The sequence below is a fragment of the Alkalihalophilus pseudofirmus genome (assembly GCF_029094545.1).
Classification (GTDB): domain Bacteria; phylum Bacillota; class Bacilli; order Bacillales; family Bacillaceae_D; genus Alkalihalophilus; species Alkalihalophilus pseudofirmus.
The window spans coordinates 1118201-1138459 of record NZ_CP117835.1 but is presented as its reverse complement, the minus strand read 5'-3'; the positions used below and the strand labels follow the sequence as shown (position 1 = coordinate 1138459).

The 20259-nt window shown below is 40.6% G+C and carries 22 protein-coding genes; all 22 read right to left on the bottom strand.

What is annotated here, in order from left to right:
- Window positions 1-47: 47 nt before the first annotated feature.
- The 22 genes from PQ478_RS05860 to PQ478_RS05755 all read right to left on the bottom strand — a co-directional run bounded on the left by PQ478_RS05860 (window position 48) and on the right by PQ478_RS05755 (window position 20224).
- Window positions 48-509, bottom strand: coding sequence for a YaiI/YqxD family protein (locus PQ478_RS05860; RefSeq protein WP_289236135.1), 462 nt, complete (start codon window positions 507-509; stop codon window positions 48-50).
- Window positions 510-860: 351 nt separating this feature from the next.
- Window positions 861-1676, bottom strand: a complete 816-nt coding sequence (locus PQ478_RS05855; protein ID WP_012958156.1) for a pyruvate, water dikinase regulatory protein — start codon at window positions 1674-1676, stop codon at window positions 861-863.
- Window positions 1677-1702: 26 nt separating this feature from the next.
- A complete protein-coding gene (gene ccpN / locus PQ478_RS05850) occupies window positions 1703-2347 on the bottom strand; it encodes a transcriptional regulator CcpN (RefSeq protein ID WP_022626847.1) in 645 nt (214 codons plus the stop codon).
- Window positions 2348-2452: 105 nt separating this feature from the next.
- Window positions 2453-4534 carry a glycine--tRNA ligase subunit beta gene (gene glyS / locus PQ478_RS05845; protein WP_289236134.1) on the bottom strand — a complete coding sequence of 694 codons (2082 nt, stop codon included), beginning with the start codon at window positions 4532-4534 and terminating at the stop codon, window positions 2453-2455.
- Window positions 4527-5414, bottom strand: a complete 888-nt coding sequence (glyQ, locus tag PQ478_RS05840) for a glycine--tRNA ligase subunit alpha (protein ID WP_012958153.1) — start codon at window positions 5412-5414, stop codon at window positions 4527-4529. The genes glyS and glyQ overlap by 8 nt, the downstream gene beginning before the upstream one ends.
- 338 nt (window positions 5415-5752) lie before the next feature.
- On the bottom strand, window positions 5753-6511 hold the full coding sequence (recO, locus tag PQ478_RS05835; RefSeq protein WP_289236133.1) for a DNA repair protein RecO: 759 nt from the start codon (window positions 6509-6511) through the stop codon (window positions 5753-5755).
- A gap of 41 nt (window positions 6512-6552) precedes the next feature.
- The gene (locus PQ478_RS05830) at window positions 6553-6699 is read right to left on the bottom strand and encodes a YqzL family protein (protein WP_012958151.1); all 147 of its coding nucleotides are present in this window, start codon (window positions 6697-6699) and stop codon (window positions 6553-6555) included.
- A 416-nt stretch (window positions 6700-7115) separates the two neighbouring features.
- Window positions 7116-8027: a GTPase Era gene (era, locus tag PQ478_RS05825; RefSeq protein WP_012958150.1), complete on the bottom strand. Its 912-nt coding sequence runs from the start codon at window positions 8025-8027 to the stop codon at window positions 7116-7118.
- Entirely contained in the window at window positions 8020-8418 is a 399-nt protein-coding gene (locus PQ478_RS05820; RefSeq protein ID WP_012958149.1) for a cytidine deaminase, read from the bottom strand. The genes era and PQ478_RS05820 overlap by 8 nt, the downstream gene beginning before the upstream one ends.
- Before the next feature lie 14 nt (window positions 8419-8432).
- Window positions 8433-9167, bottom strand: coding sequence for a DUF502 domain-containing protein (locus PQ478_RS05815; protein WP_289236132.1), 735 nt, complete (start codon window positions 9165-9167; stop codon window positions 8433-8435).
- Between the two features lie 62 nt (window positions 9168-9229).
- Window positions 9230-9619, bottom strand: coding sequence for a diacylglycerol kinase family protein (locus PQ478_RS05810; RefSeq protein WP_012958147.1), 390 nt, complete (start codon window positions 9617-9619; stop codon window positions 9230-9232).
- Window positions 9603-10073: an rRNA maturation RNase YbeY gene (ybeY, locus tag PQ478_RS05805; protein WP_075683686.1), complete on the bottom strand. Its 471-nt coding sequence runs from the start codon at window positions 10071-10073 to the stop codon at window positions 9603-9605. The genes PQ478_RS05810 and ybeY overlap by 17 nt, the downstream gene beginning before the upstream one ends.
- Window positions 10070-12238, bottom strand: a complete 2169-nt coding sequence (locus tag PQ478_RS05800) for an HD family phosphohydrolase (protein WP_289236131.1) — start codon at window positions 12236-12238, stop codon at window positions 10070-10072. The genes ybeY and PQ478_RS05800 overlap by 4 nt, the downstream gene beginning before the upstream one ends.
- A 142-nt stretch (window positions 12239-12380) precedes the next feature.
- Window positions 12381-13355 carry a PhoH family protein gene (locus tag PQ478_RS05795; protein WP_041822273.1) on the bottom strand — a complete coding sequence of 325 codons (975 nt, stop codon included), beginning with the start codon at window positions 13353-13355 and terminating at the stop codon, window positions 12381-12383.
- Complete coding sequence (gene yqfD / locus PQ478_RS05790; protein WP_289236130.1) at window positions 13355-14542, bottom strand: sporulation protein YqfD; 1188 nt, start codon at window positions 14540-14542, stop codon at window positions 13355-13357. Before yqfD ends, PQ478_RS05795 begins: the two co-directional genes overlap by 1 nt.
- Before the next feature lie 37 nt (window positions 14543-14579).
- A complete protein-coding gene (gene yqfC / locus PQ478_RS05785; RefSeq protein WP_012958142.1) occupies window positions 14580-14864 on the bottom strand; it encodes a sporulation protein YqfC in 285 nt (94 codons plus the stop codon).
- Between the two features lie 123 nt (window positions 14865-14987).
- Window positions 14988-15554, bottom strand: coding sequence for a YqfB family membrane protein (locus tag PQ478_RS05780; RefSeq protein ID WP_289236129.1), 567 nt, complete (start codon window positions 15552-15554; stop codon window positions 14988-14990).
- A gap of 37 nt (window positions 15555-15591) precedes the next feature.
- On the bottom strand, window positions 15592-16596 hold the full coding sequence (gene floA / locus PQ478_RS05775) for a flotillin-like protein FloA (RefSeq protein WP_012958140.1): 1005 nt from the start codon (window positions 16594-16596) through the stop codon (window positions 15592-15594).
- Between the two features lie 18 nt (window positions 16597-16614).
- The gene (locus tag PQ478_RS05770) at window positions 16615-17955 is read right to left on the bottom strand and encodes an NfeD family protein (protein ID WP_289236128.1); all 1341 of its coding nucleotides are present in this window, start codon (window positions 17953-17955) and stop codon (window positions 16615-16617) included.
- Window positions 17956-18135: 180 nt separating this feature from the next.
- A complete protein-coding gene (locus PQ478_RS05765; RefSeq protein WP_012958138.1) occupies window positions 18136-18579 on the bottom strand; it encodes a GatB/YqeY domain-containing protein in 444 nt (147 codons plus the stop codon).
- A gap of 21 nt (window positions 18580-18600) precedes the next feature.
- Window positions 18601-18774 (bottom strand): 30S ribosomal protein S21, encoded by a 174-nt coding sequence (gene rpsU / locus PQ478_RS05760; protein ID WP_003323311.1) that lies wholly within the window; start codon window positions 18772-18774, stop codon window positions 18601-18603.
- A gap of 241 nt (window positions 18775-19015) precedes the next feature.
- Window positions 19016-20224: an ABC transporter substrate-binding protein gene (locus PQ478_RS05755; protein ID WP_289236127.1), complete on the bottom strand. Its 1209-nt coding sequence runs from the start codon at window positions 20222-20224 to the stop codon at window positions 19016-19018.
- Window positions 20225-20259: the final 35 nt, after the last annotated feature.

Sequence of the window (20259 nt, the reverse complement as noted above, 5' to 3'; positions counted from 1 at the left end):
ACCATATTTCTTTCCTGATGAGTGTAATATATGTTCGAGCTTTTTTGCTATTTTCCTGCTTTTTTTGATAAAATCCTTGTAAATTGATGACAAAAAAGTGAGCGATCTTCTTCTGTAAAAGCACGAGGCCCTTTTGTTTTACCGCCTTTACGCCTTTCTTTTTGTGAAAGATAACGGGCATCAAGCATCTGCATAATGGTTTCTTCACGATATACATACCCTCTGGGTGATAATACATCGACCCCTTTTGACAAAAGAATAGAAGCTAATGCATGATCTTGCGTAACACAGCAATCTCCACGCTTCGATTGATTAAGTATATACATGTCTGCAGCCTCTTTATCTGAATCAACCGATACATGCGTAAACCCATCAGGCACATTCATTTCATGTGCAATCGAGGAAACAAAAACAGCTGATTGGTTAAACTTCTGACAGATCGACACAATTTCCTTTTTTACAGGACATGAATCTGCATCTACAAATACCTTAACAATAAGTTCGCTCATAACTTCAATTCAACATCCTCTTTTAGATTCCTGCAAACATTTTAAAGAATTTCGCTGTTTCTTGTCGAATGATATGAATTGTCATGTTTTTTTTATCAATAAGCTATTTATACACATTCTTCTTTACTATCATTACCAAAAAAACAAGAAAAAGTCTTGACTTTTTAAAAATAATCGTTCTTTTTTTCTATAATCCATTCTTTCTTATACAAATAAGAACACAATTCTTTATTATACGGAACTTTGAATCATTTGACTAGTGGTATTTAATAAACATTACAAATAAGATCATTTTACATAAGAGCGTACAAAGGAAAGGCACCTTTTACCTAAAGGTGCCTTTCTTGGTACTTACTTACGTTGAAACATACTTGAAATAAGATTTGCAGTTTCTTCTACTGCTTTATTCGAGACATCAATGACCGGACATCCAATTCGATTCATTACATCTTCAGCATAGACAAGTTCCTCTTTGATTCTCTCGATATTCGCATAATTAGCTTGAGCTTTTAACCCTAGCGCTTTTAAGCGTTCTGCACGGATATCGTTTAATTTCTCAGGTGAAATTTTTAATCCGATACATTTCTTAGCAGAGATCTTAAAGAGTTCTTGCGGCGGTTCCACCTCAGGGACTAGAGGAACATTAGCTACTTTCAAACGCTTATGAGCGAGGTATTGCGAAAGCGGCGTTTTAGATGTGCGCGACACCCCGATTAACACCACATCTGCTCTCATAATTCCCCTTGGGTCACGCCCGTCATCATACTTTACAGCAAATTCAATTGCTTCTACTTTTCTAAAGTAATCTTCATCAAGACGGTATACAAGACCAGGCTCATATCTTGGTTCTTTGCCTGTTAACGTTTCAATTTTATTCAACATAGGTCCTATGATGTCTACTGTCTCTACATTTTTAGCTGCAGCACGTTCAATCAAATAATTCTTGATTTCAGGTACAACGAGCGTAAATGCAATTAAAGCATTTGCCTGTGAGGCTAAATAAATAATTTCATCAATGGTTCCCGTATCTTCTACATATGGAATCCGGCGAACTTCTACACCCGCACCATTAAATTGGCTCGCAGCAGCTTTAACCACTAGTTCTGCAGTTTCGCCTACAGAATCAGAGACGACATATACAACAGGACGTTGCTTCATTTCTACCATCATGACCTCCTTACATCCGTGCTTCCCTAGATCGTTTCTTCGTTTGCTAAATCTACGAGCAGCGAAGTTATATTTGTTTTAGTGATTCGGCCAATGACCTCGTAGCCAGAACCATAATCGACGTCTTGAACGATAGGCAGTCCATCAATTTGTTTATTAATTAACTTCTTTGCTACTTCAATAATGAGATCGTCTTCTTTACAAACTGTTATATTTGGCATTCTTGTCATAATAATACTAACTGGAATTGATTCTAATGCTTGTTTTCCTAGACTTGCACGCAATAAATCTTTTCTAGACAGCACACCAACGAGCGTTGTTTGTTTATCTGTGACAAACAATGTCCCAACATCCTCTAGGAACATTGTACAAATAGCATCATATACAGAGGATGACTCCTGCACCACAATTGGGCGTGATTGATAATGCCTTACGGTGATATTTTTAACTTTTTCTCCAAGTAACTCTGTACCTGTTTTACCGGTATAAAAATATCCTACTCGCGGTCTGGCATCTAAATAACCAGCCATCGTTAAAATTGCTAAATCCGGACGCAAAGTTGCTCTCGTTAAGGAAAGACGCTCTGCGATTTGTTCACCTGTAATAGGCCCATTTTGCTTCACAATGTCTACAATATGTTCTTGCCGATTTGTGAGTTCGATTGTTTCCACCGCCTTCAACACACAAATGTGTTATGCTTTATCCCCAATATTATATACTATATAGTCAGCTTTTTACACAAAAAACGCTCAAGTACTTAGCTGGTTTTACATTGGTTAGCTAAACACAATAGATTGGAAGTTAGCAAAGGCACGGATTACAGCCGATAATTCAAGCATTTGCGCTAAACGATTACGTTTCACTTTTTCATCTTCTGCCATAACCATAATATGATCAAAGTAAGCATGAATACTTGGCTCAATCGATTGCAGGCTCTTAAATGCACGAGATGCATCCCCTTTTGCCAGAGCAATCTGCACTTCTTTTTGAGCTGACTCATACTGTCTATATAGTTCTTTCTCTTCTTCTTTTTCAAATAGTTCAGGCTTAATTTCTACAGCCGTTTCTGCTTTTTTAGCGATATTCGTTACACGGCTTAGCGCTTCTACGGTTTTCTTAAATGCTGGTTGGGATACTTGTCCCATTAATAGTTCTGCTTTTTTTACGGTTGTTGGTACATGAATCGCTTCACTCGTTAAAACAGCATCGGTAACATCATAACGGATTCCTTTTTCTTGCAATGCATTTTTTATACGAAGTGAGAAGAAGTCCATAACCTCTTTTGTAATATCTTCTCGGTCCCGCTTCAATAAACCGCGCTCCTCAGCAACATCAAGACTTGCCGATACTAAATTATCGATTTTTACATCAAAATCATAATCAGAAATCATTTGTACAATTCCTGCTGCTTGTCTTCTCAGAGCATAAGGATCTTGTGAACCTGTCGGAATAAGACCAATCGCAAAGCATGTGACGATGGTATCTAGCTTATCAGCCAAACTTACAACAGTACATGCTTTTGTCGAAGGGCTCTTATCTCCAGCAAATTTAGGCATATAATGCTCTTTAATGCCTACTGTAACCTCAACGGGCTCACCGATCAGCCCAGCGTATACTTCACCCATACGTCCTTGAAGCTCAGGAAATTCATAGACCATTTGAGTGACAAGGTCAAATTTTGCAATTTCAGCAATACGATCTGCCACTTCTTGCTCGTTAGAATCAAGAGCAACAAGCTTACTGATAGAAGTGACGCCTTTACGAACACGGCGAACCTTATCAGCAATCGATCCCAGATCCTCGTGGTATACAATGTTTTCAAGACGTCCTAACGCATCTTCAATCTTGAGCTTTTGATCTTCTGCATAGAAGAAAGCCGCATCAGAAAGACGTGCACGCAGAACTTTTTCATTCCCTTTTGCGACATTTTCAAGATGCTGATGATCACCATTACGCACCGTTACGAAGTGAGGCAAAAGTTTCCCTTCTGTATCTTCCACTGGGAAGTAACGTTGATGCTCACGCATTGAGGTTATAAGCACTTCTTTAGGAATCTCTAAGAATGCATCGTCATACGTACCTGATAAAGCAGTAGGATATTCAACAAGATTCGTTACTTCTTCTAATAAGTCTTCATCAATCGGAATAACCCAGCCGTTTCCTTCTGTCATTGATTCAATCTGGTTGCGAATCGCGCGTTTGCGCTCTTCTGGTCTAGCGATAACATACTGGCCTAATAAAGCTGTTTCATAGTCAGCAGGAGTATCTAACTTCACTTCCTCCCCTAGGAAACGGTGACCTCTTGTTGTATTGCTTGTTTTGACATCTGTTATTTCAAATGGGATAATTTCTTCCCCATATAGGGCAACCATCCATTGAATTGGACGCGCAAAACGCAGGTCATATTGATTCCAGCGCATGTTTTTAGGAAAATGCATAGAAGTGACAATTGATTTTAAGGCTGGTAATAACTCAACCGTTTTCTTGCCTGCTGTAAACGTCTTAGCATACACATACTCTACACCCTTGAGCTCTTTAAAAAACAGATCATCTGCTGTTACACCTTGACCTCTTGCAAAACCTAGAGCAGCTTTTGACCAGTTCCCTTCCTCATCTTGAGCAATTTTCTTAGCAGGACCCTTTGCTTCTGCTTCTACATCTGGCTGCTTCTCTGCTAATCCTGTTATATAAATGGCTAAACGACGCGGTGTTGAGAAAGCTTCAATTGCATCAAAATCAAGACGCTCTTCTTTTAACCAATCACTCACTTTATTCTTTAATTGATTCATTGAATCTGTGACAAAGCGGGCTGGCAGTTCTTCAAGGCCAAGTTCAAATAAAAAATCACGTTTACTCATTCTCTGCATCCCCCTTTTTTAACATTGGAAACCCTAGACGCTCACGCTCATCATAATAAAGCTTCGCTGCAGTACGGGCTAAATTTCTGACTCGACCGATATATCCTGTTCGCTCTGTTACAGAAATCGCACCTCTAGCATCTAATAAGTTGAACGTGTGAGAACATTTTAAAATATAATCATAGGCTGGGAATACTAGGTTCTCATCTAGTGCGCGTTTTGCCTCTTGTTCATATGTTCCAAACAAGGAGAAGAGCATCTGGCTGTCAGATACTTCAAATGTATATTTTGAATGCTCATATTCAGGCTGTTTAAAAATGTCACCATACGTGAATCCTTCTACCCACTCAAGGTCAAACACATTTTCTTTATCTTGAATATAGGAGGCTAAACGTTCTAAACCATATGTAATTTCAGCAGAAACTGGGTTTGCTTCAATACCCCCTACTTGTTGGAAATACGTAAACTGTGTAATTTCCATGCCGTCTAACCAAACTTCCCATCCAAGGCCCGCACATCCTAAAGTCGGATTTTCCCAATTATCTTCAACAAAACGAATATCATGTTTTAGCGGGTCGATCCCTAGTGCCTTTAAGCTGTCAAGGTACAGCTCTTGAATATTAGTTGGAGATGGCTTCATAATAACTTGAAATTGATGGTGTTGATAAAGACGGTTAGGATTCTCTCCGTAACGACCATCTGCAGGACGACGTGATGGTTCCACATAAGCTACATTCCAAGGCTCAGGACCAATTGTACGAAGAAGCGTAAACGGACTCATCGTACCAGCCCCTTTTTCAGTGTCATACGCTTGCATGATCATACAGTTTTGCTTTGACCAAAATTCTTGTAATGTCAAAATCATTGTTTGGACATTCATACTAATTCCTCCTTAATAGTTCGTAAAACCTAATTTTAAGGTTCATTTCAAGGTTCATTTCAAGGTGAAAGAAACGAGGTAGGATGAAAGAAAAAAACTCTCGTCCTTATGTCGACTTATCGACATAGGGACGAGAGTTTCTCCCGCGGTTCCACCCTATTTATTCACTCAGAAAAACGAAGTGAATCACTTTCACCGTTATGCTCAGGAACGCCTTCCAATTAAACTGCTGCCCTAGCTCTCACCACCCTAGGTTCGCTTTCAACAGGACTTAATTGTACTTCTTTCCGTCAATGCACCATATAATACTAGCATCATACTGAATTTCAGTTGTTGTGTCAATAAGGTTTAAAATCACCCATGCGTTCAAGCTGATCGAGAAATCGTTTTGAACGCAGTGTTACACCAGAATATTCATCATAATAAGCCGAAATAATTAATTTCAACTCTTTTTTAGTCTCATCTTTTAAGGATATTTCCCCTAAACGACTCAAATCAATGTAATAAAACAACCTCAGCAGTCTAGCTGTATGAGGAGTGATCTTAAAGGCATGCTCATCTTTATGGATGCATTTTTTGCAAAGAAAGCCAGCTTCTTTTATAGAGAAGCCTGATGGTACTTCAGTACTTCCGCAATTCGCACATTGATCAAGCTCAGGTGTAATTCCAGCCACTTGCATCATTTTCATTTCAAATATACGCAGCAACACTTCAGGATCAATACCTTCATCTAAATAAAGCAACGTTTGCTGCAATAAATGAAACAACGGTTCATTAGGCTGTTTCTCCTCCGTAAGCTTATCAATTAATTCAACGACATACGTTGCATAGGAAGCTAAAAATAAGTCATTCCTTACTTCTTTATAAGAATGAATCATCTCTGCCTGATTTAACGTCCCGAGACCGTTGCTTTTTTGAAACAAATACAGTCCATGAATAAACAATTGAGATATGGCAGCCAGCCTGCTTTTAGGTTTCTTAGCACCCCTGGCCATCACTCCTACTTTGCCGCTTTCTCTTGTAAATAACGTAACAATTTTATTCGATTCGCCGTAATCATTCGTTCGAATAACAATAGCTTCTACTTTTTGCATCATTGCTTATCACCACACATTCACATTGTGAGGTGCAAACAAGGTCAATGAGTTTGCGCGTCTAACGTGTCAATATTATCAACGTCTTCTTGGCTCACTTCATCTTCATGGCCGCGCTCAAGTTCTTTAATCAGTAAATACGTATCCAAATTGCCAGTCATTGAAAAAACCTTCCAGGAAAAATCGAGCATCTCAATTTCCACCTTTCTCTCAAGACTTAAACGCTCTGTATCTCTAGGTTGACCTTGTTTGCAAAATTCATGTTAGAGAAAAATTGTTAATTTATACACCTTGACAAACAGAGTTGTTATTTTTTTGAAATTCTATTTGTCTTCATCATAATCGTTTCGAAACAAAAACACAATGGCTAGACGCCCAGCCATTGTGAAAGTTGTTTAGATTTTATGTTACAACTTTGTAGCAGAAGAGTGCTTATTTGAAATCAAGCAAAAGTCGCATGCCAGACTAGTCGCTTTCGCTTTTCTTGTCCAACTGCAGCTCCTTGTCCTGCGGGTAAAAACGGTGCATCAATTGAAGTCAAAAAACGCCTTCAAATCGCTTCCCCTCATTTTACCGCATGCCAGACCAGTCGCTTCCACTTTTCTTTTTAATATTCATCTTCTTTGAAGCCGTAGTCTCTGAGGTGGGTTGATTTGTTTCTCCAGTCTTTTTGAACTTTAACCCAAAGCTCCAAGAAGACTTTAGAGCCTAACAGCGCTTCGATATCTCCTCGTGCTCGCTTTCCAACTTCACGAAGCATGCTTCCTTGCTTTCCAATGATAATCCCTTTTTGAGACGTACGCTCCACTATGATCGTTGCTCCGATATAAATCATATCATTATCCCTGCGCTTCATTTGTTCGATCACTACAGCTACTGAGTGAGGGATCTCTTCCCGTGTAAGATGTAATACTTTTTCACGGATTAATTCAGCAACGATAAAACGCTCAGGGTGATCGGTAACTTGGTCACTCGGATAGTACTGAGGACCTTCTTCAAGGTGGTCAACAATTTGCTCCATCAGCGTAGGAACATTGCTGCCTTGAAGGGCAGATACTGGAATCACTTCTGTAAAATCAAACTTCGTACGATAGGTTTCAATAATACCTAATAAATCATCCGGCTGCACTTTATCAATTTTATTGATCACTAAAAAGACCGGTGTTTTTGTCTCTTTTAATCGCTCAATAATAAACTCCTCACCAGAACCAAACGCTTCACCCGCATCAACTACATAAAGAATTAAATCAACTTCACGCAGAGTGTTTTGAGCCACTTTCATCATGAAATCGCCTAGTTTGTGCTTCGGCTTATGAATCCCAGGTGTATCAATAAAAACAACCTGTGATTCATTGCTTGTATACACGCCTTGAATTTTATTTCGTGTTGTTTGGGGTTTATCTGACATGATGGCAATCTTCTGGCCTATAACATAATTTAAGAGTGTAGATTTTCCCACATTCGGTCTTCCAATAATTGAAACAAATCCTGATTTAAATCCTTTTGGTGTGTTATTCATTCATATCCTCCGCTGTAAATGCTCCTGGCAATAATTCTGAAACAGACATTTCATTAATGTCTCCTTTTAAATTTGTTAAGTAAACGGGCGCATTGGGCGGAATTAATTCCACCATTACTTGACGACAAGCCCCGCATGGCGGCACTGGACGGTCTGTATCAGCTACTACCGCAATGGCAGCAACCTTCCTATTGCCCTCCGAGTACGCCTTATATAATGCTGTTCTTTCCGCACAATTTGTTAAACCGTAAGAAGCGTTTTCAATATTCGCTCCCTTAAACACGGTACCATCTTCCATTAAGAGCGCTGCTCCTACCTGAAATTTCGAGTAGGGTACATAAGCATTCTCACGTGCCTCTTTAGCTAGTTCGATTAATTGTTGTTTATCCATTGTTCTCGTCCCTTCTAATGGTCCTCTTGTTTTGAGCGTAATTGTACCAACATTTTCTCTTTATCCACAATCGCTTCTGTCTGTTCATCCTGAACTTCTCTGTCTGGAGGCACAACTACCCCACCAGAAATAATAAATTTTAGACCTTGTTCAACGGTCATATCAAGCTTAATAACATCTTCCTTAGGTACAAGCAGCAGCCATCCAGACGTAGGGTTAGGGGTAGTGGGTAAAAATACATTAATACACTCTTTAGAAGTCACCCGCTGGACTTCTCCCTTCGACTCACCAGTCTGAAAGCCTACCGTGTATAAACCTTTTCTCGGATATTCTACAAGTACAACGTTTTGAAACGATGTACGCTCTTGAGCAAACGCATGAATAATTTGTTCTACCGATGTATAAATAGAGTTAGCAATCGGTATTTTTCTAAACGTCTGATCAATCGAATCAAGTACCTTCACTCCACGTCCTCTTAGTCGAAGCGCACCTACCCATGTAAGCAGGATAATGGTCAGCACAAACCCTATTCCAAGCAGCCGCTCTGAAAAAGGTGTATAGACTCCTAAGAAGTAAATTCGGCTGTCAACGGTAGTAATAATATTTAGTGCTTTTAAAATACCAGTAATAAATGAACCTAAAAAAGAATCTACTAATGTAAAAAGAAATTGGATGACATAGATGGTCGCTATGGCGGGCAGTAAAAAAATGATCCCTGCAATAATATTTTTTTGAAATCTCTTCCACATTTAAAGAGGATCTCCTCTCCTGATTGCGCGCAGAATATGCTAAAAAGCTTTAATTTGATTCATCAAAGAAATTTCTCGAGCAGATGCGGGCCAAAGAGAATGATTCCCATGATGACAGCAAAAATACTATACACAAACACAGCAGATGCAGCAACATCTTTTGCTCTTTTTGCTATCGGATGATACTCTTCAGTCACTAGATCAACTGTTCTTTCGATCGCTGTATTCATTATTTCAAGTGCGAATATACCGCTTATAATTACTAATAAAAACAGCCATTCTAAGCGCGTTAAATCCAGCCAGAAAGCCAGCAAGATAACGAAAGCCGCCAAAGACACGTGCACTTGCATATTTTGTTCATTTACAAACACATGCCTTAAGCCTTGATAAGCATAGCCAAAAGATCTTAACAGGCGAGTAAATCCGCGTTTATTCCTATCTTGTAAGCCCATATGCGCTTAAGATCTCCTCTTGACGTGAGAACATCGCTTTTTCATCTTGCTCTGTCATGTGATCGTATCCAAGAAGGTGCAAGAAACCATGGACCACTAGAAAACCCAGCTCTCTTTCAAAGGAATGTCCATACTCCTCTGCCTGTCTTGAAATATGAGCAACAGAAATAATAATATCGCCGAGTGCATTAGGCATTCCTTCCATAATCATATCTGCTTCATCTTCCACTTCATCATTTAATGCGAATGAAATCACATCAGTCGGAATATCCTTTCCTCGGTACTCTGCATTAATCTCTTGAATTCTCTTTTCATCAACAAACGTAATAGAAAGTTCTACTTCTCCATCTAATCTTTCATATTCTGCGGCACTTGTAATCAATTTCGTCACTATATTTTCTTGTTCACTATTAAGTGTACCCGTTTCATCATGTAGATCAATCGTCAAATTCATTCTTTTTTCTCTCCTTTTTTAGCAGACTCGTCTGGGTACTCAATTCGTTGATGGAATGTACCGTTTAATGTCTCACACATCGTCTGCGCAATTTGGCTAAGCTGCCTAAGGGTTATATCTGATTCATCGAACTGCCCATCTTCAAGCTTGTCTGTTATGATCTTTTTCACTAATGATTCAATGCCTTCTGGTGTAGGATTTTGCATTGACCTAACCGCAGCTTCAACACTGTCTGCAATCATAACGATAGCGGCCACTTTCGATTGCGGTTTCGGCCCAGGGTATCTAAATTGTGATTCTTTTATTTCTTCTTCTGAATCTTGCTTTGCTTTATGGTAGAAAAACTTCAGCAAGCTTGTCCCGTGATGTTGTTCAGCTATATCAATGATTTCTTTAGGCATTTTATGTTCTCGTAAAAGACGCACTCCATCATATGGGTGATCTATAATAATTTTTGCACTCTCAAGCGGTGAAAGCTGATCGTGAGGATTAGCCATCTTTTGTTGATTTTCAATAAAATACTGCGGCCTTTTCGTTTTCCCTAAATCATGATAATAGGCTCCGACTCTGGCAAGCAGGCCGTTTTCTCCAACTGCTTCACATGCCGCTTCAGCTAAATTGCCGACTACGACACTGTGATGATACGTCCCAGGTGTTTCTGTCAATATTTTTCTAAGCAGGGGCTGGTTAGGACTTGAAAGTTCAATTAACCTCGACGGGGATAAAATGCCAAATCCCGCTTCAAAAAACGGCATCAGTCCAATAGCAAGGACTGCAGCAAGAAACCCTGATAGAAAAGCAAAACCAATATGCAGGCCTATCTCAACCCAACCGCTTTGAACTGTTCTCATAAACAGCAGTGAAATAATAGCTAAGATATTGATGAAAGAGACAAAAAATCCCGCACGTAAGATTCTTGAAACTCTTGCCGACTGGCTTAAATAATAGGTTGCCGCAAATGAACTTAACAGCATATACGCCCCGTAAGTAAAGTTAAACGTGCCAACAGATTCATTATTAAAATAAATACTTCCAATCACGGCAAAAAGTACACTAGAAAACAATGAAATGCGTGGATGAATTAATGTAGTTAACAGCATGGCACCAAGTGCTACAGGAACAATAAATCCAATACCGATAAGTCCTATGCCTTCTAACAAGCTGGACATCTTAATAAATAGTAGAGTCACAATAAAAATCAACATAAACAAAACAAGGTGACTGTTATTATGCTGAACCGTTGTTTTCGCTTCCTTTAAATAATAGGCGAGCATTCCTACGATTAAAAGAACTAAAAGCGCCAGCCCGATATATGGATAAGGATTAAAAGAATCATCTAATAATCCAACAACCCTCAGCTGTTCATAGATCTCGTAGTCAATAATCTCTCCCTCTTTAACTAAGAGCTGACCTTCGCGGATCATCACTGGTTCTACGGAGTCACTCGCTTCTTGACGCTGTCTGTCTGTTGCTTCTAAATCATAAATATAGTTAGGGATAATAGCAAATTGTGCAATTTCAATCATGGCTTCAAGTAGTCTATTGCTTACTGTTGAAATCGCAAATTGTTCATCTACTGATTGTTTAACATCTTGGAGGTTGCGAATGGAGATCTGCTCACCCATCGCTTCATATACAGCATTTGCCGTTGCCTCTTGGGCTATACGGAGCTGTGATTCTGTTGCCTCCATTAAAGTCAGGAGCGTTTCTTCTGATAAATCATTGCTTGTCCCAGACGAGAGAACTTCTTGAATATAGGCTAGCTGCTCCTCTCTTTTTTCCTCTTCTGTGGCAGCTTCCTCTACCCCTTCAACCGGTTCCTCTTCTTCAAGGGCAACACGCCTGACTAGTTCAAATATATCATTTACTTTCACCACTTGATTTTCAGCATATTCCCGCTTTAACTCATATACAGGACTGACAGCCTCCGTGGCTTCACTCCGTCTCTCTTCTGTTTCGATTTTGTTTTCCGTCGTAATTGGCGATCGAATATCACGATCGGCGATTTGTGAAAGTCGGATATCTAAGGTCTCCGGAATAATATTTCCAATCATTGATGTATATAAGAAAACAGCCAAAATGATAAATAAAATGGTACGTATGTATCTATGATCGCGTACTCGTTTCCACCAAGGGATCTGATCAATTGAAAATCGTTTTCTCAAGGGCTCTCCCCCCTTCTCATAAATAATCGGCAGTATGTATTGCATTTTTGCAGGCTGATAAACAAGGTGAATGAACAGAGAAGACCCTCGTCAAGCGAGGGTCTTATTGAAGCGTTCACTTAGGTGTGACCACTACTGCTTGCTATTCAACTTTCCCCGTTTCTTTTTCATACGCATCTAAGATTTTCTGTACGAGCGTATGTCTGACAACATCTGATGCTTGCAAGTAAATAAAACCAATATCATTTACTGATTTCAAATATTCTATGGCTACTTTCAAACCAGATTTCTTCCCTTTTGGCAAGTCAATCTGCGTTAAATCGCCATTAATAACCATTTTTGAGCCGAAACCAAGACGTGTAATAAACATTTTCATCTGTTCTTGGGTCGTATTTTGTGCTTCGTCTAAAATGACAAATGCATCATCTAACGTTCGCCCACGCATGTATGCAAGCGGTGCCACTTCAATTGTTCCGCGCTCCATAAGTCTAGTCGTAGTCTCAACGCCTAACACATCGTGAAGGGCGTCATAGATCGGCCGTAAATACGGATCAACTTTTTCCTTTAAATCACCTGGCAGAAAGCCTAAACTTTCTCCCGCCTCAACTGCAGGCCGAGTGAGAACAATTCGTTTAACATGTCCATCTTTTAGAGCAGCTACTGCTAAAACCACTGCTAAATAGGTCTTACCAGTACCTGCAGGACCAATACCAAACACCATATCGCGCTTACGGATCGCAGATACATAATGCCTCTGACCTAGCGTTTTAGCAATGATCACTTTCCCTTTTGCATTTGTTGCTACTTTTTCCTCGTATAATTCATGCAGCTCATCTAATTGATCGCGCTTTGCAAGTTCAACGGCATATACGACATCTCGCTCAGACAAAGAAATCCCTTTACGAATAAGCTTAACAAAGCTCGCCAATACCTTTTCTACTACTTCTATCATAGTGGAATCTCCACTAACAGACACTTCTTCACCTCTTGTTACAATAGAAACGTCAAGAAGGTCTTCTAAACGCTTTAAATGTCGATCATTTGGACCGAGAAGCGCTTGTGTCTCATTTGTGTTTTTAACTTCTAGTTGAATCGACTTCGTCTCTGACAATAACATCAATCCCCTTGAATGATCGGTTGTGCCGATGTGATATCTTCTAGTACTTGGTAGTGAATCTTTAATTTAACTTTACCATTCTCTAAGGCTTCGTGCAAAACTTTTTCACCAATGATTTCCGCATCTTGAGGCAGACGGCTGACAAGTTCAACTCGCGCCATACGCTTAGCCTCTTCAATTGCTTCTTCTTTTGTATACGTGCGGTTATATGATGAGGTTTCACGAAATTCCTTACGCGTATACTTCAAAGGAAGAGTCCATTTAAAAAAGTGAAATTCCTTCTGTTCGGAAAATTCTTGAACCTGCTCAAATTCATGGGATCTAAAACCCCAAAAAGGAATGTTAATATTAAACATAGAAAGATAATGGCGATTTTTTAATTCTCCTGTCAGTGTTGTAAAAAGCCTTTCTATAGGGATTGAAGCAGTCGATTTATACCAAATTTCACCACGAATATCAGCTACTGCAGCGACAATCTCCGTTTTTCCTTCTTTACCAATCTCGCCGCTTACTAACATATCTCCTTTTTCCACAAAATCATTTGGTTTCACTTGCGCTTGTCCGTGCTCTACAAAAATATCATGGATGATCGCTTTCTTTTTGGCCACCAGGTGTCTCGGACTGACCCTTTCAGCTTCTTCAGGCAACTTTTGTTCAACTACTTCAAATTGATAGGTAGTCCCTTTTTGACGCACACCAACCCACGTAGCCCCGCTTACCTGTTCTGTCACATCCCGCTGAATTTGTTCTACACTTGGCAACGAAAATTGAAAGGTCCAAGGTTTAATTCCCATTTCCGCGACTACTTGCCTTAACTCGTGTTCAACATGGGGAGAAGCCCCTTCCACTTCGACCTTCCATACCATATTTGAGAGAACAATGATTACTGCCAAGCAAGCAGCCAGTCCAGCTACAAACCCTGCTCGCAAACTTACTTTACGAAGAACAGCAGGAGTCCCTTTTCTTTCAGCAAACGTTACTTTACAATCGGTTTTTCTAAGCAATGGCCTGATTTTCTTAGCATCTTCAATATCCATATAAAAGACAATACGCTCATCGCCGACTCTTTTTATCTTCCAAATGGAGAGCCTTTCTTCAATACAGCGGTTTAAAAACCTTTCCGGATATGCACCATCCACCCTCACTCGAACATAGCCCTTCCATGCCTGCACCCAATTATTCCGCATGCCCGGTCCCCCCTTTTACATATGTTAGTTCTTCTAACTATTGCTCATTTAAATAAATGACTTGGTCAATCCGCCCTTCAAGCAGAAGCTCTTCTGGCAAAATAGTTTTAATAACAAATTGATCTCCTTTTATCAGAAGCTGCCCTTGTTTTAACAAGAGCCTTAATTCTTGGTTTGAAAATCGGAGGACCCCTCGATGATTTTCTATATAAATATGTAGCTGGCCAATCATTGTAATTCGAGGCAGATCCATCATGACATCTGCTGGCAGCTGCATGTTTTTCGTCATCCACACTCTCATCTGCTGTCTAATCTTTTTCATGGCACGACCCTCCCCTTCTCTCATTTTTATGTAGGAGCTGTGCCGGTTATCACTTTATTTCTCTTTTCCATTTATTTTTTCACACAAAAAAACCCGTACAGATGAATTCTGTACGGGTTTCTCTTATCTCTGACGTCTTATTTGCGAAAAGGTTTGATGAGGATTCTTCCCTCTAGGCTTCCCTAACACCTCAGCCCAAACAACTGCTTTCATTGCTTCTTTATTTGAAAGCCGGTTAAGCTCTAGATCCAACTTCGAACGCTTCTCACTTCCCTCAGCAGGCTTCTGTGGTACTGTTCGTTCAAATTGATTGACCGCTTCACGCTTCTTATCTTTTAAGCGTTCATAACGGTCGTACAATTCTTGCTGACGATCGACCCCTTCAGCTACTTCTTTTTGTTGTGAGACAGGCTCAAAAGATACCGGCCTTTCTTCAAAACGAGGCTCAGGACGACCCTGCTCCGTCCTAGCTTGCGGTTGTTCCTGCTTAAAGATTTCTCTCCAATCAACCTGTTCTTCTTGACGTTGCTGCCTTTGACCAGGCGGCGGTTGTTGCTGCCTTCCTGGTCGATTCTGTTGTTCACCTTCTTCACCGCCACTAGACATCCGGTTAAAGAAGCTCATAATCCCACCGATGACTAAAACGACAAAAAAGAGGTTTGAGAAAATAAAATCAAACAGAGACTCCACTACGTTCTCCTCCTTCCGTTACAAGAAGAGAGATGCATTATTGCCCACGCTTCTCGTTTGAGTCATCTTCTCCTGTTGCTTTACTGATTGACCCACGCATGTCTGTATCAGCCATCACATTTTGGTAGTTCATGTAATCCATAACTCCCATATTTCCTTTACGCAGGGCATCGGATAATGCCATAGGAACTTCCGCTTCCGCTTCAACAACCTTCGCACGCATTTCTTCTACTCGTGCTTTCATTTCTTGTTCTTGAGCTACAGCCATTGCACGACGCTCTTCGGCTTTCGCTTGTGCAATTTTCTTATCTGCTTCCGCTTGATCGGTTTGTAATTCAGCACCAATATTTTTGCCGATATCAATGTCCGCGATATCAATAGATAAGATTTCAAATGCTGTTCCAGCATCCAAACCTTTTGATAAAACGGTTTGTGAGATCATATCTGGGTTTTCAAGCACCTTCTTGTGGTTAGTAGCTGAACCGATCGTAGATACAATCCCTTCACCTACACGTGCGATAACGGTATCTTCACCAGCACCACCGACAAGTCGGTCGATATTTGCACGAACAGTAATACGCGCTTTAGCTTTAACTTCAATCCCGTCCATCGCCACACCGGCAATGAATGGCGTTTCAATTACTTTAGGGTTAACGCTCATTTGAACAGCTTCTAATACATCACGACCTGCAAGATCAATTGCTGCTGCACGTTCGAAACTAAGATCAATGTTTGCACGTTGAGCAGCAATTAGCGCATTTACCACACGGTCAACATTACCACCTGCTAAGTAGTGTCCCTCTAATTTAGAAGTGCTAAGGTCAAGACCTGCTTTAACCGCTTTAATTAACGGGTTTACAACACGTGCAGGGATAACTCGACGTAACCTCATCCCTACTAATTCAAAAATGCCGATTTTAACTCCTGCAGCTAATGCAGAAATCCACAGCATAACTGGTACAAATGTGAAAAGCACTGCTAGGAAAATAATTAAAATCCCCAGCCCAATTAATAAACCAATACTACCTGGATCTAATACCATTTTGTTTCCTCCTTTAAATTATGAGTTCTTTTTTACTTCACGAACGACAATTCGCGAACCAGACGTATAGACAACCTGGATTTTCCTACCCTGTTCAATATATCCTCCCTCAGAAACAACGTCAAGGCGTTCACCACTAAAAACCGCAGAACCTGAAGGTCTTAAAGGCGTTAATGTTTCGCCTTCCATCTCGAGAAGCTCCGCTCGTGTATGATTTGAGATATATCCTTTTTCACTGCTCGTTGAATCTGTGAGGATCAATTTTTTCCACGGGCCCCGATTACCAAAGTATCTAAAGATAAAGACGGTTCCAATGGCTGTTAAGATTACAGCAATAAAAATCGAAATAACCATCGATGACATTGAGAAAGATGCTAAAAGCATTCCTCCTATAACCGCCCCTATCCCAAGGACCCCGAAGATTCCAAATCCCGGTATAAATATTTCAATCATGATAAGCAGAAATCCTATGCCGAATAATAAAATCGATTCCCATCCGGCAAACCCTGCGAACAAATGACCAAAAAAGAACAGTCCAAGAGCTAATAGTCCCATAAAGCCTGGCACCCCAAAGCCTGGAGAATACAACTCTAACACAAGTCCAAGACTTCCAATTGATAATAAAATCGGAATGACAACAGGGTGGGTCACAAATCTCGCAATCTGTTCAGCAAAACTGACTTGCATGTCACGCTCTGATACTTGTTCAAGCCCAAGATATTCGATCAACTCAGCACGGTTAGAAGCAATCGCTTCTGCATAACCTACCTCAAACGCTTCGCTTGGGGTAAGAGTTAGAAACTCTTCATCACTCACACCAAGATCAGGGATTTCAATGGAGCGATCGGCCATGGCTAATGCATAAAGAGGATCTCGATCATTTAATTCGGCAGCTGCCCGCATTTCAGCCAGCCAATATGACTGGGCTTTTTCTTCTGCAGCATTCCCTGCTCCATCTATCACTCCTGCAGCTCCCATCGTCGTTCCTGGGGCCATGACAATTTCATCAGCATTTAAGGCAATATACGCACCTGCTGATATCGCTTCTTTTGTTACAAAAGCGATAATCGGTATATCAGTATTTTGCATCAGCCGAGCAATTTCTCCAGCTGCATCGACCGCTCCTCCCGGGGTATGGATTTCTAAAATAATATAGTCTGCCCCTTCATCAGCTGCCGATTGAAACGAGCGCTGCATAAAAGCCGCCAATCCTCTCTCGACGGTTTGTTCAACTGGTATGTAATAAACTACGGTATCATCTGAGGTATTCGTCTCACTATAAACAAAGGATTGAAGCGGAATGAGCAGCAGTGCACAAAGAATAAATAGAAGAGAAATGTTGAGCCTAAGTCTATTCACTATCTAACCTCCTTTCTCATTTGTCATATTTAGATTTACGGTGTAGATTAATAAAAGTTTCAACTTTTTTTAGAATGCATCATTATCTTATCATGAATGATAAACGGAGTTCCACTTAGGACAAGCTCAATTAAAAAATGCCTCGCTTCTATAACAATAGAAACGAGGCATTTGTGTCATTTATGATAAGTGTTGTTGCACAAGACGATTCACAAGACCACCATCAGCTTTTCCTTTAACCTTAGGCATGATTGCTCCCATGACCTTACCCATGTCTGCTTTAGTGGAAGCACCCACTTCTGCAATCGTCTCTTTAACGATCTCAGAAACTTCATCTTCAGAAAGCTGTTCTGGCATATAGTCCTCAAGCACAGCGATTTCATCACGCAGCTTGGAAGCTAAATCTTCACGGTTTGCTTGTTCAAACTCATGGAGGGAATCCTTGCGTTGTTTCAGTTCGCGATTCAGCACCGTAAGGCTATCATCGTCCGTCAACTCACGTCCGAGCTTAATTTGCTCGTTTTGCAACGACGACTTTACCATACGGATGACAGAGAGTTTTTGCTTGTCTTTATTCTTCATCGCATTCTTCATATCTACGTTCAACCGTTCAAGAAGATTCAATGAATACACCCTCTCACTTCTTTAGAACTTACGTTTTCTTGCTGCTTCAGATTTCTTCTTACGCTTAACACTAGGTTTTTCGTAGTGCTTACGCTTTTTAACCTCAGCCAACGTTCCTTCTTTAGAGAGTGATCTCTTGAAGCGACGAAGTGCAGCATCAATCGATTCGTTTTTGCGAACACGAGTTTCTGCCATTTTATTTCCCTCCCTCCGAAACAACCAACTCAAACGGCACATCCATCCGAAGTGCACGTCTTTACAAATTATAATATAGCAATTTAGATTGGTCAACCCAAAAATTACTTAATTCCGCGTTAAATCCGCTTTTATCTCCTTTTTCATGAATAGAACCGACCTCACAAATGGAGTCGGTTCTATTTATCAGATTGATTTCTATCGGATTTATTCTTCTATTAGATTAATTCTTTTATTAGGTTTATTCTTCTATCAGCACAATCTCTCCATCTTCAATAGCCGCAATCGAAGCCATCCAATCAAACCCGTTATTTTCTACACCCGTCAAATGCCACACAAATTTATCATCAGACAAAGCTTTAACTCCTGCATCCATTTGAGCCATGATCGCTTGCGGATCTTCGACTGTCTCAGCTAATTTCATTGCTTCAACAAGCACATACATAGCCTGGTAGTTAAATGCTGATTCAGCAGTAGGTACACGTCCTAACTCATTTTCAAAAGAAGTAATAAAACTTTCAGCTCCAGGGGCATCGCTGCTTATAATTGGAAGCATACCAATCGCTCCTTCAATGTCATCGAAGTTACCAAGCACACCGTCCATTTCTTCAAATTTAGCCTGATCCATCACCATAAACCCGCCTTCAAACCCAAGATCCCGTGCTGCCTTCATAAGAAGTGCAGTTGGTTCAGATGGCCCGCCGACAAAAATGACGTCTGGATTTTGATTAAGAGCATTTGTAACTATTGGGAAGAAGTCTGTATCCTTCCCGAAATCAACTTCACCGTCATATACAACTTCACCGCCAAATTCTTCCCAAACCGGCACCAGCTCCTCTGTCCAATCTTTGCCGTACTGTGTGGCAGTAGGGAGAAGTGCAAGCCTTGTTCCAAAACGTTCTTGTTGATATTTTACAAAAGGTTCTGGGTACTGATCATACGCCGGGGGGATACGCAACGTTAATTCATTCCCTTGATTAAGAATTTCAGGCTCGCTTGTGTAAGCGGCAATCATAAAGTCTTCCTGTTCATTAAACACTTGTGTTGCAAAAACTCCGCCGCTATGTGGAATGAAAACAACCGGAGTATTATGCTCTTGTACGAGGCGCCTCGCATTTGTGGCCGCTTCGTTAGGTAAGTACTGATCATCATAAGTCACGATATTTAATTTGTATGTGGTCCCGCCTACTTCAAAGCCCCCAGCCTCGTTGATCTCATCAGCTGCCATCCTTACTCCGCTTACCGTATTTTCCCCGTAAAAGGCAGCAGGCCCGCTTAAAGGACCAGTGTAGCCAATGTTAATAATCTCTTCTCCTGCGCTTACTTCAGGAACCTGTTCTTCCCCTTCACTTGAGCCCTCCCCGCTTTCTCCTCCTGTCGTTCCGCTAGCACATGCACCTAAGAGCATAGACAACACCACTGCACCTGAGATCAGCCACTGTTTCTTCATTTTTCATTCCCCCATTTTTTTGATATCTATCGAAA

Coding starts and splice junctions, on each gene's coding strand:
- PQ478_RS05860 (WP_289236135.1), bottom strand. CDS start 509: ATGAGCGAACTTATTGTTAAGGTATTTGTAGATGCAGATTCATGTCCT.
- PQ478_RS05855 (WP_012958156.1), bottom strand. CDS start 1,676: ATGGTAGAAATGAAGCAACGTCCTGTTGTATATGTCGTCTCTGATTCT.
- glyS (WP_289236134.1), bottom strand. CDS start 4,534: ATGAGTAAACGTGATTTTTTATTTGAACTTGGCCTTGAAGAACTGCCA.
- glyQ (WP_012958153.1), bottom strand. CDS start 5,414: ATGAATGTCCAAACAATGATTTTGACATTACAAGAATTTTGGTCAAAG.
- recO (WP_289236133.1), bottom strand. CDS start 6,511: ATGATGCAAAAAGTAGAAGCTATTGTTATTCGAACGAATGATTACGGC.
- PQ478_RS05830 (WP_012958151.1), bottom strand. CDS start 6,699: ATGCTCGATTTTTCCTGGAAGGTTTTTTCAATGACTGGCAATTTGGAT.
- era (WP_012958150.1), bottom strand. CDS start 8,027: ATGAATAACACACCAAAAGGATTTAAATCAGGATTTGTTTCAATTATT.
- PQ478_RS05820 (WP_012958149.1), bottom strand. CDS start 8,418: ATGGATAAACAACAATTAATCGAACTAGCTAAAGAGGCACGTGAGAAT.
- PQ478_RS05815 (WP_289236132.1), bottom strand. CDS start 9,167: ATGTGGAAGAGATTTCAAAAAAATATTATTGCAGGGATCATTTTTTTA.
- PQ478_RS05810 (WP_012958147.1), bottom strand. CDS start 9,619: ATGGGCTTACAAGATAGGAATAAACGCGGATTTACTCGCCTGTTAAGA.
- ybeY (WP_075683686.1), bottom strand. CDS start 10,073: ATGAATTTGACGATTGATCTACATGATGAAACGGGTACACTTAATAGT.
- PQ478_RS05795 (WP_041822273.1), bottom strand. CDS start 13,355: ATGTTATTGTCAGAGACGAAGTCGATTCAACTAGAAGTTAAAAACACA.
- yqfD (WP_289236130.1), bottom strand. CDS start 14,542: ATGCGGAATAATTGGGTGCAGGCATGGAAGGGCTATGTTCGAGTGAGG.
- yqfC (WP_012958142.1), bottom strand. CDS start 14,864: ATGAAAAAGATTAGACAGCAGATGAGAGTGTGGATGACGAAAAACATG.
- floA (WP_012958140.1), bottom strand. CDS start 16,596: ATGGTATTAGATCCAGGTAGTATTGGTTTATTAATTGGGCTGGGGATT.
- rpsU (WP_003323311.1), bottom strand. CDS start 18,774: ATGGCAGAAACTCGTGTTCGCAAAAACGAATCGATTGATGCTGCACTT.
- PQ478_RS05755 (WP_289236127.1), bottom strand. CDS start 20,224: ATGAAGAAACAGTGGCTGATCTCAGGTGCAGTGGTGTTGTCTATGCTC.